This is a genomic window from Clostridium tarantellae (assembly GCF_009295725.1).
Taxonomy (GTDB): domain Bacteria; phylum Bacillota; class Clostridia; order Clostridiales; family Clostridiaceae; genus Sarcina; species Sarcina tarantellae.
In genome coordinates, this window is record NZ_WHJC01000110.1 from 1 (window position 1) to 10,785 (window position 10,785).

12 protein-coding genes are annotated in these 10,785 nt (G+C 27.1%); 1 reads left to right on the forward strand and 11 read right to left on the reverse strand.

The window, feature by feature from the left end:
• Positions 1–44 precede the first annotated feature (44 nt).
• Positions 45–1,010 carry a sugar-binding transcriptional regulator gene (locus GBZ86_RS08595; RefSeq protein WP_152889673.1) on the forward strand — a complete coding sequence of 322 codons (966 nt, stop codon included), beginning with the start codon at positions 45–47 and terminating at the stop codon, positions 1,008–1,010.
• Between the two features lie 14 nt (positions 1,011–1,024).
• Here the strand turns inward: GBZ86_RS08595 and citG are convergent, their stop codons facing one another.
• From citG to GBZ86_RS08645, 11 genes are all read right to left on the reverse strand, one after another.
• Complete coding sequence (gene citG / locus GBZ86_RS08600; RefSeq protein ID WP_152889675.1) at positions 1,025–1,909, reverse strand: triphosphoribosyl-dephospho-CoA synthase CitG; 885 nt, start codon at positions 1,907–1,909, stop codon at positions 1,025–1,027.
• A gap of 16 nt (positions 1,910–1,925) precedes the next feature.
• On the reverse strand, positions 1,926–2,459 hold the full coding sequence (citX, locus tag GBZ86_RS08605; protein WP_152889678.1) for a citrate lyase holo-[acyl-carrier protein] synthase: 534 nt from the start codon (positions 2,457–2,459) through the stop codon (positions 1,926–1,928).
• 5 nt (positions 2,460–2,464) lie between these two features.
• Positions 2,465–4,003, reverse strand: a complete 1,539-nt coding sequence (gene citF / locus GBZ86_RS08610) for a citrate lyase subunit alpha (protein ID WP_152889680.1) — start codon at positions 4,001–4,003, stop codon at positions 2,465–2,467.
• Entirely contained in the window at positions 3,996–4,898 is a 903-nt protein-coding gene (gene citE / locus GBZ86_RS08615; RefSeq protein WP_152889683.1) for a citrate (pro-3S)-lyase subunit beta, read from the reverse strand. Before citE ends, citF begins: the two co-directional genes overlap by 8 nt.
• Positions 4,885–5,190, reverse strand: coding sequence for a citrate lyase acyl carrier protein (citD, locus tag GBZ86_RS08620; RefSeq protein WP_152889685.1), 306 nt, complete (start codon positions 5,188–5,190; stop codon positions 4,885–4,887). Before citD ends, citE begins: the two co-directional genes overlap by 14 nt.
• Before the next feature lie 24 nt (positions 5,191–5,214).
• Positions 5,215–6,240 (reverse strand): [citrate (pro-3S)-lyase] ligase, encoded by a 1,026-nt coding sequence (gene citC, locus GBZ86_RS08625; protein WP_152889688.1) that lies wholly within the window; start codon positions 6,238–6,240, stop codon positions 5,215–5,217.
• A 16-nt stretch (positions 6,241–6,256) separates the two neighbouring features.
• Positions 6,257–7,429, reverse strand: coding sequence for an NAD(P)-dependent malic enzyme (locus GBZ86_RS08630; RefSeq protein WP_152889690.1), 1,173 nt, complete (start codon positions 7,427–7,429; stop codon positions 6,257–6,259).
• Between the two features lie 429 nt (positions 7,430–7,858).
• The gene (locus tag GBZ86_RS17105; RefSeq protein ID WP_170272192.1) at positions 7,859–8,014 is read right to left on the reverse strand and encodes a hypothetical protein; all 156 of its coding nucleotides are present in this window, start codon (positions 8,012–8,014) and stop codon (positions 7,859–7,861) included.
• A gap of 46 nt (positions 8,015–8,060) precedes the next feature.
• Positions 8,061–8,255 (reverse strand): BhlA/UviB family holin-like peptide, encoded by a 195-nt coding sequence (locus GBZ86_RS08635; protein ID WP_152889692.1) that lies wholly within the window; start codon positions 8,253–8,255, stop codon positions 8,061–8,063.
• A 31-nt stretch (positions 8,256–8,286) separates the two neighbouring features.
• A complete protein-coding gene (locus tag GBZ86_RS08640; protein WP_152889696.1) occupies positions 8,287–9,810 on the reverse strand; it encodes a sulfatase family protein in 1,524 nt (507 codons plus the stop codon).
• 370 nt (positions 9,811–10,180) lie between these two features.
• Complete coding sequence (locus GBZ86_RS08645; protein ID WP_152889699.1) at positions 10,181–10,672, reverse strand: sigma-70 family RNA polymerase sigma factor; 492 nt, start codon at positions 10,670–10,672, stop codon at positions 10,181–10,183.
• Between the last annotated feature and the right edge of the window lie 113 nt (positions 10,673–10,785).

Below are 10,785 nucleotides of genomic sequence, written 5' to 3' on the forward strand. Positions count from 1 at the left end.
TTACTTAATTTAAAATATATTAGAGTTTTAAGAAAGGATTTATTATGAATACTCAATATGAAAAAATGAATGAGATTGAAAAGCTCTCATTTTTAGCTAAATTGTCTACTATGTACTATGATTTAGGTATGACTCAAAGTGAAATAGCAGAAAAACTTGCAATTACTCGTTTTAAAATATCTAAATACCTTCAAGAAGCTAGAGATAAAAATGTAGTAGAAATCTCTATTAATTATCCTCATGAAAGAATGTTTGAAATTGAGCAACAGCTTATGGAAAAATTTAATTTAAAAAAGGCAATAGTTTTAAATAACAACTTCCTTCCTGGTGATGAAATTTCCCACTCTTTAGGCAAATTAGGTGCTGAATATTTAGAAAATATAATAAATGAAAATACAATAATGGGTATACTTTGGGGAAAAAGCATATCTTGTGCTATAAAACAATTAAAACCTAAACAAAAATTACCTATAACCGTATTACAAGTAAGAGGTGCCGCTGCAAAGGATAATCCTTTAATAGATACTCCTGACTTAATAAGAACTGTAGCAAACATATATAACGGAAAATATAAATACTTATATGCTCCATTATATATAGATAATGATTATGCTAGAAAATCTTTATCTCAAGAACCAGTAATAAATGATACTTTATTTTTAGCTAATAAGTCTAACTTGGTTCTCACAGGAATTGGAACTACCGATGCTGTATTTGCTTCAAGCTTATGGTCTAAATATTTAATGCATGATTTTAAGCCTAAAAATGCAGTAGGTTGTATATATGGTCATGTATTTGATATATCTGGTAAGTTAATAGACTCTCCTGTTAATGAAAAAGTAGTAGGGATAGACTTAACTACTCTTCTTAACGTAGAAGAACGTATAGGTATTGCATCGGGTAAATTTAAAAGTGAAGCTATTTTAGGTGCACTTAGAGGTAAGTTCATAAATGTATTAATTACTGATGAAGATACTGCTTCTAAAATAATTAATCTAAGTGAAAATTGAATTATACACACTCTTTAATTGTGTGTATAATTTTTTTGTATGTATTCTTCTACAAGACTTAGAAAAACTGTTATTCCTAAAAGATCTGCACTACCTCCAGGACTTATATTTTTTTCTATAAATACTTTAGCTAATTCTTCTATCTTATCTTTCCCTATGTCAGTTTTCATTCCTCCTAAACTGATTATATGTTTTGATTTTACCTTCACCCATTCTAATACTTCTAAAGAGTGTCTATTAATTATAGTAGTATCTTCACAAAATTGCATTATTCCTATAAGAGTATTAACAAGCCTGTCATTTTTACTTAGGTTACTACTATTCCTATAAATATCTAAAGCATAATCAAAAACTAAAGGTATACCATCTTCCGCTTGTCCTCTAACCCCTCTAAGATTATATTTAATGTATAATTTTTCTCCATTAGACAAAATACTTTTATTTTCTATTCCTTTAAAATCATTTAAAGTTAAATCACTACACATCTCTTTTATAACTGCTTGAACTGAATTAAACTCTTTATTTTCATATATAACTTTAGAAACAGCTGCACAACATATTCCCATCAAAAATATCATTCCCTTGTGAGTGTTTACTCCTAATGTTTTTAAAAACATATCTTTTTCTGCTTGAATTCCTACATTTCTTATGTCATAAAAGATTTCTTTAGGTGATTTTTCACTTAATCCCTTTTGGGCAAATAAAACTAATGACTTCATAATAATAGAAGTACTATCAATAAAAGTATAAAAATTCATATCCTTATGAGCACCATTAGAAACTGGTGAAACAAGTCCTGGTGATGGAAAACATGCCACTTCATATAAAATAGCTTGTACTGCTAATGCTCCTATATCTAATGAAATTTCATTTATCTTTTGTATTTTTTTATTATCCATAGTACTTCTCCTAAAATTAAATAATGTATTCATTTATTAAAATATTTATTTTATTTAAAACTTCCTCTAATAAGTGATTACTTTCTCTTCTACAAACATTGGCTTCATTATCACAAATTAAACATTTTCTCTTACCTACACCAAATTTAGTTCTACTTATTTGATTAAAATTATTATCAAATACATCTAAATCAAATAATCTACCCAAGCTATGATTTTCTTCAATGAAAATTGTCATCTTCTTCACAGTATATGCATCTGCATTAACTACTAAAAAACCATCAAATCCAGCTTTGGTAATATTTTCTTTTATATCTAATATTTCTAACTTCTGTTTCTTTGCTTCTTTTATTAAAGCCTCAATACCAGCATTAAAAATAATTAAATATTTATTCTTTACCTTATAAAGCCCTGGAATATTTAAAGAAAATGAAACTAAAGTCTTATTATATTTATAAATAAGTTTTTTTTGTAATTCTACTCTTTCCTCTTTTCCTTTAAGTATTTCTTCTAATAATTTCATTTTTTCCGAATTCATAAAACTATTCATCAATACTATTTCACCTGTCTTATTACGTCTATTATACTTCCATCTCTATATTCAACTACACCAACTATTTTATCAATATATTCAATAGGTTCAGGAATTCCTGTAATCTTTTCTGCTTTCTCTTGTAACTCTTCTATTGTAAATGTAGGAATATTAGTTTTTGACATTTTTTCTATTAAATCTTTTCTAATAGGATTAATAGCTATTCCTCTATCTGTAACTATTAAATCTATAGTTTCTCCTGGAGTTACAACAGTATTAACTTTTTTTACAATAGTAGGTATTCTTCCTCTAACTAGTGGACAAACTATCATGGCCATTTTAGCTCCTGCTGCTGTATCACAATGTCCACCTGAAGCACCTCTTAATACTCCATCAGATCCTGTTATGACATTAACATTAAAATCTATATCTACTTCAAGAGCGCTTAGAATTACAAAATCTAATAAATTAACAGCACATCCTTTATTAAATGGATTAGCATAAAAAGATGCATCTATTTCACAGTGCCCTAAATTATTACCTATAGATTTTGCTGCTCTTAAATCAAAACTTTGAGTATCATATAGTTTATCTATAAGTCCCTCTTCATGCATTTCTACAAATTGACCTGTTATACCTCCTAATGCAAAACTTGCTTTTATATCCTGTTCAATCATTATTTCCTTTAAAAATCTAGCAACAGCTAATGATGCTCCCCCTGTACCACATTGCATTGAAAATCCTGATTTTAAATAACCTGATGCTTTAATAGCCTCTGCTGCATAGTTAGCTATTAAAAGTTCTCTTGGATCCTTTGTATATCTAGTAGCTCCTGAAACTATTCCCTTAGGATCACCTATAGCTTCAACAACTACTACATAATCTACATCTGTTTGAGAAATACTTGCTGGCATATTAGGGTATGGTACTAAATTATCTGTAATCATTACAACATTATCTGCATATTCAGCATCAACTTTAGCATATCCTAAAGAACCACAAAATGAATTACCATTAAATCCATTTGCATTTCCATATGCATCACAGCTTGGTGCACCTAAAAATGCTACATCTATTTTAATATCACCCATTTCAATGGCACGAGCTCTACCACCATGTGAACGTATTATTACTGGATTTTTCATTAATCCATTTGATATAGCATCAGCTAAAGGACCTCTAATCCCACTAGTAATTAATTGAGTTACTACACCATTTTTTATATGTGTTATTAGTGGTTCATGTACTTTATTTAAAGAACTAGCAGCTATAGTTAAATCTTTAATACCTAGCTTAGCAATAACATCCATAACCATATTTAATACAAAATCACCTTCTCTAAAATGATGATGGAAGGATATAGTCATGCCATCTTTTAAACCAGTTTTAATTATAGCTTCTTCTATATTTCGTAAAATCTTGCTTTCACTAGTTGTACCAGCTGTAACTCTTCTTCCAAATCTTCTACAATCAGGTTTTAATACAAAAGGTCCTTCAAATGGTTTAACATCTTTTATACCCACTATTTTTTTTGGTATTTCTCTTCCTATTTTATTAATCATTTTGTTCCCCTCCACACTCTACACATATACCTGAAGCCTTAGCTAACATTAAAGTTCTTTGTGCTCTTTCTATTATAGGTTTATCAACCATTTTTCCGTTTAAAGAAACAACTCCTGAACCTTTTTGTTTAGCCTCTTCACTTGCTTTTATTATACGTATTGATTTTTTAATTTCCTTTTCTGAAGGGGTATAAATTTTATGTACTGGATTTATTTGTCTTGGATTTATTACTGATTTTCCATCAAAACCTAATTGTTTTATTAGTTCAACTTCTTTTATAAATCCCTCTTCATCATTTACATCTGAAAATACTGTATCAAAAGCATATACACCTGCTGCTCTTGCTGCTAATAATATTTGACTTCTTGCAGTTAATAATTCTATTCCCTCTAAAGAACGAGTTGTTCTCATATCTGTTACAAAATCTTCCGCTCCAATAGCTATACCCATAAGTCTTTTACTAGATTTAGCTATTTCATAAGCATTTATAACTCCTAAAGCACTTTCAATAGCTGCCATAATTTTTATTTGTCCTATTGGTAAGCCAGCTTCCTTTTCAACTCTTTCAATTTCTTTTTCTACCTCTATAATATCTTGAGCTTTTTCTGTTTTAGGAAGTCTAATTACATTTGGCTGTGCTCTAACAATGGCTTCAATATCTAAAATACCAAATTCAGTATCTAGTCCATTTATTCTAACTACAGTTTCTGTACCTTCATAATCTATAGATTTTAAGGCATTAAAAACTAATAATCTTGCTGCATCCTTTTCATTTAATGATACAGAGTCTTCTAAATCAAACATTATAGAATCTGCGCCATAAATCTGTGCATCCTTAACCATACCAGGATTATTACCTGGAACATACATCATAGTCCTTCTAAGCTTGTACATTATTTAACCCCCTCCAATCTATCTTTGAAATTTCAGCACCTCTAAAAACTGCTGTTTCTACTCTAGCTTTTATAACACAATCTAAAGCACCTTTATCATTAGCTCTAACTATTACATTATCTATATCTAAAGCCTTTAATGTATCCATTATTACTTTTTTAATTTGTTTTCCAAATTGTTTTTCAACTGTACTATTTAACTCTATAGCTATTCCACTGTTGTTAGGTTCTATAACTATACATATATCACTTGACTCTAAAGTTCCAGCCATAGCACTTTTTTTAATTTCCATGTTAAAAATTCCTCCATTCTAAATTTATACACATTTTCTTTTTAGAAAATTAGATACTAAAAAACTATATGTAGAAGGTGGTACTAGCTTTTTAATTTCTTTTAAACTTCCTTGTTTTAACAAAGTTCTTACCTTAGTTGCACTTACAACTTCACCATTAATACTTAACCTAGGAATTTCAATAACTTCAATCCCATTAAAAGGTAAAACCTCTTTCATTATATTATTATATTCTTTAGTAACTTCACAAAAAGGTTCTTGTCCTATATATCTTCTTTTTATATTTAATGCTTTTGCTATGTAGGTTGAAAAAATATTTATATCTAATAAAGCATGGAGTGTTACTGCATCACTACTTTTCTTTAAAAAATAAGATGGAAAAGTAGCATTTGATATTATGTAATCCTCAGCCTTATGAATAAGTACATTTTTCAAGTGGCTTGTACCTTCTTCAACCAACCTATACCTATCTTCATTTGAAAAAATTGATTCATCTTCCCAAAGTACAAATACATGTACTAAATCATTTTCTTTAGCTGCATTTTCTATTAAATATTTATGTCCTAAAGTAAAAGGGTTACAATTAGCAACAATGGCTGCTATATTTTTTCCTTTATTTTTTGAACTTTCTTTAATTAACTTTTCACAATACTTTTTTATTCCATTTTTAATATTTTCAAATAAAACTACTTTATCCATAGCTCTTTCTACTTCATAAAATCCAAGACTTTTAAAAACTTCTGTATTTTTAGGTTTAGTATATATAAATAAATGAGAATATCCTCTTCTAAATTGTTCATTAATAAGTTCTGATACAATCTTATTAGTTAAGTTTAGACCTTTATATTCTTCACTTACTGCAATGCATTTTAAAATGTTTTTTTTGAAAGAGCCTGTTGCAATAATTCTTCCTGCATCATATAAAACTGTAGTATAATCTACGTGAAAATCAAATATTAATCCTTGCAATTTTAAAAATCTATCTACTTTTTTTAATTCTATATCTCTAGAGTTTTCTATTATATTTTTCGTAAAATTTAAATATTCCAAAGTATTTCTCTTATAACTAACTAATTTTCTTAATATGCTTATGTGCTATATCTTCTACAGCATGAGCTACTACATCAACTACTCTTCTATTGAAAACACTAGGGATTATATTTTCTTCATTTAATTCATTTTTTGGAATTAAATTTGCAATGCCTTTTGCTGCTTCAATTTTCATTTCAGGAGTTATTTCTTTAACTCTAGACTTTAAAGCTCCCTTAAATATCCCTGGGAACACTAATAAATTATTTATTTGATTAGGAAAATCTCCTCTACCAGTAGCAACAATTCTAGCACCACCTGCTTTAGCTTCTTTAGGTAATATCTCTGGAATAGGATTTGCTAAAGCAAAAATCATAGCATCTTTATTCATTGTGCTAACCATTTCTTTAGTTACTAAATTTCCAACAGAAACTCCAATAAATAAATCTTTACCTTTAATTAAATCTTCTAAATTACCTTTTTCAAAATTTCTATTTGTAATTTTTGCAATATGCTTTTGAGCTTTGTTAATGTTTTCATCACCTTCAACAATTGCTCCATTTATATCACATAAAACAATATTTTTAGCTCCTGCTCTTAATAATAGTTTAGTAATAGCTATACCCGAAGCTCCAGCTCCATTTATTAAAATCTTTATATCTTCAATTTTTTTATTTATTATTTTTAAACCATTATAAACTCCTGCAAGTACTGCAATAGCAGTTCCATGTTGATCATCGTGATAAACTGGAATATCTAATTCTTCTTTTAATTTGTCTTCTATATAAAAGCATTCAGGTGCTTTTATATCCTCTAAATGTATACCCCCAAACCCTGGTGACATTGCTTTTATAATATGAACAATTTCATCTGGATCAAAAGCATCTAAAGCTATGGGAAATGCATCTATATCAGCAAAAGTTTTATAAAGTAAAGCCTTACCTTCAATAACTGGCATACCTGCTTCTGGACCAATATTACCAAGCCCTAATACAGCAGTTCCGTTAGTTATAACTGCTACACTCTTTCCTTTAATTGTGTAATCATAAGCCTTACTTTTATCCTTAGCTATTTGAATACAAGGTTCTGCAACTCCGGGAGTATATGCTACTGATAACTCCTCTCTATTAGAAACAGGCATTGTTCCTACAATTTTAATAGTTCCTTTTTTCTCTTTATGTAATTTTAAAGATTCTTCCTTTACATCCATGAAATTATCATTAAACCTCTAAGGTTTATTTCCTCCTATATTTAATTAACTTCATAAACTATGTGTTGATATCATAATAGCAAAGCAAGAAAACTTTTTCAATACAAATGTTAATATTATAAACATTTGTTGAAAACACTTTTTCTTTTTTCTAGATTATAAATAAATAAATTAATAATTTATATTATATTTCCTTAACATTTACTTTATTTCTCAAACAATTGTTTTTATATTTAACAAATGTTATCTGATTCATCATTATCTTCAACACTTCAATTAAAGTTTATAAATCCTAGGAAATAAAAAGAATATACCAAAAGTTCTATTAGACTATATAATTACTAGTTTTATAATATTAAAGACTAAAACTAATAATTAAATATGCTACAATTAACTTTTAGTATATTCTTAAAAAGTAATTAAATTTTACTATTCTATTCCATTTTCTTTCCCTTTAATAACTTTTGATGTCTCTAGATAATCTGTTTTAGTAACTATATTTTCTTCAAAGCTTTTAATTGCACCTTTAGTATAATTACCCAATATTTTATTATTAACATTAGCTTTTAATTTTTGTTTTGACATAAAAATCACCTCTTATCTATTTTCCCACCAAAAATAAGCTCTATTCTTATTTAAATACCTTTTCTTTTATTTTTTCAACATCCTCTTTTATTGGAGGTAACATTTCAGTTAATTCTTTGACTATGTTTTGATAATTAAATTCCCTTTTACTATTTTCCTTTAATACATAAAAAAGAAGATAAGTAAACAAAATTGCAAATAAACCTTGTGTTGCTACCATTTTTAATATATCAACTTCCATATTTATTCCTCCCTTATTGTCACTGCTAACTTTATAAAGTACTACAAATTCTTGGTCTTTCTAACCTATCTGTAACCATTAACTTTGTAAGCATTTTTTCTGTTAAATTATTTCTAATATTTCCATACTTTTTATCATAATATAAATTTACCTCTTCATCTGGATCATTTTTTAGATCTACTAGAACTCCTCCTCCATTATGAGGATAAATTGTAAGTTTAAATCTATCTTCTACAATAGTTCTTGTTCTATAAATCTTTCCTAGATAACAATCTTCATCACTTTCTACTAATGCAGGTATTTTTTCTAAATTATTATTTTTCTCTACTGCTTGTACTAAACTTCTACCTGGTAAAGTTTTATACTCTCCTTGTGGTAACCCTCTTAGACAAAACTCTTCTTCATCTATACCTGCATATTCTAATATAGTAGGTGCAAAATCTATTAAACTAACAACCTCTTTTCTTTCTTTGCCTTTATTTTTAGCGAAAGGGCTTGACCATATAAATGGAACTCTTAAAGTTTGCTCTAATTGCCAAGCTGCTTTATATACTAAATTATGAGAACCAAGATATTCACCATGGTCTGACATAAATACTATAACTGTATTTTTATCTAGTTCTTTATCTTTTAAATGCTTCATAATTTCACCTATAGAATCATCTATATGAGTTATCATGCCATAAGTTTGAGCCATAACTTCTCTTAAATATGTTTCATCTAAAGGTAAAGGTGCTTTATATAAATATTTACGTACTTTAGTTAAATGTTCTAAATGATCATGGTCATTATTCCATGTCTTCGGTAAAGTCAATTTTTCTGGATTATACATATCACTATATGGTCTACAAGATGCAAATGGCAAATGTGGATCTGGAAATGAACACCATAAAAAGAAGTTGTCATTATCTTCTACTCCATCTAAATATTCTTTTGTTTTCTCCACAATCCATTTATTATAATGTAGTTCTTTAGGTATATTCATTCTCCAAGCATCTCTTACATGAAGATAAGAATTTTCAATTTTATATTTATCTCTTGCAGTTGGATCTTTTTCATTTAACCATTTAATATATTCTCCAAAGCAATATCTACCATGTCCACCTAAGAAATCATGAGTATCAAATCCATAATATCCTTTAGGTAATTTAGTAATCTCTCCTCTATCCCAAAGTCTTTTATCTTCCCATGAAAACTCTCCTGCTAATAACTTCATCTTATCATTTACATATGGATGATAATGTAATTTACCAACTGAATGAGTTTTATATCCATGATTATGTAATACTCCTGGTAGGTTTGGAATATGTTGTGATAATACTCTACCATTACTTAAACATCCATGTTGTCTTGGTAAAAGTCCTGTTATCATAGTTGATCTTGAAGGAGTACATACTGGATTATTACAATAAGCTCTTTTAAATGTAACTCCATTAGAAGCTAACTTATCTATATTAGGTGTTTTTACTTCTTTATTTCCATTGCACCCCATAGAAAAAGATTGCATTTGATCCACTACAAAAATTAGAAAATTTGGTTTTTTATTTTTATTCATAATTTATTCCTCCTAAGCATATTAATACTTTATTTTGTATACTTTTTATAAAGTTTTTTATTTCTTTAAATTTTTCTTAAAAGCATCACTTCCTTAAATATAAATTTAATTATCACTTTTTCTTTCTTAATAATTTATTTATTACTACAAAGTGTACTCCTTTCTTAAATAACTTTTATATTTTTAAATGTTACATTAACTAAAAGTTATTTTTTCTTTTATATGTAAACCTAAGTTTTATAATTTATTTACTTAGTTTTTAAGCTATTAAATAAAATCTTGTACCTACAAGTTTTATTATTTAATTAAAATATAATATTTTAAAATTATAAAGTTTACTCAATTTAAAACCTAAAATTTTAATTTATTTTCAACTTAATACAACTTTTTTTAAATTTGATAATGCCAATAACTTTGTTTTATTAACAGCTTGTCTAGAAATATTTAATTTATTAGAAATTTCAACATCAGATAATTGTAAATAAAATTTATAATATATAATATTTTTTTGTTTAGGTGAAAGATTGCTTATTAAATCAAAGAAATACATATCCGTATGAAATTTATCTGAATAGCTTAAAGTATTCATGTTAATATCTACCACATAAGAATTTACTTGCTCACATTCTTTCACCTTTTTTGATTTAAAAAATAATCTTTTTCTTTCATTATCTAAACATTTATAAATAAAATACTTTAATTCATTTTCATTATTAAATTTTAAAAAATCAATTTTCTTGTAAAGATTCATTATATAAATAATTAAATCTGTTTTTGCTTCTGCATAACCTAACATATTAGAAAAATAATTTATTTTTGATTCTACTAAATTTAAAATTTTTTGCACTTTAATTTTACACATAAAAAAACCTCCATAAAAACATATTGTTCATATACAAAAAGGTTTTTATGAAAAAAAATGTAAACATTATCTTTAAACATTTACAAAAATAATCAAAATTGTTAATATTAAAT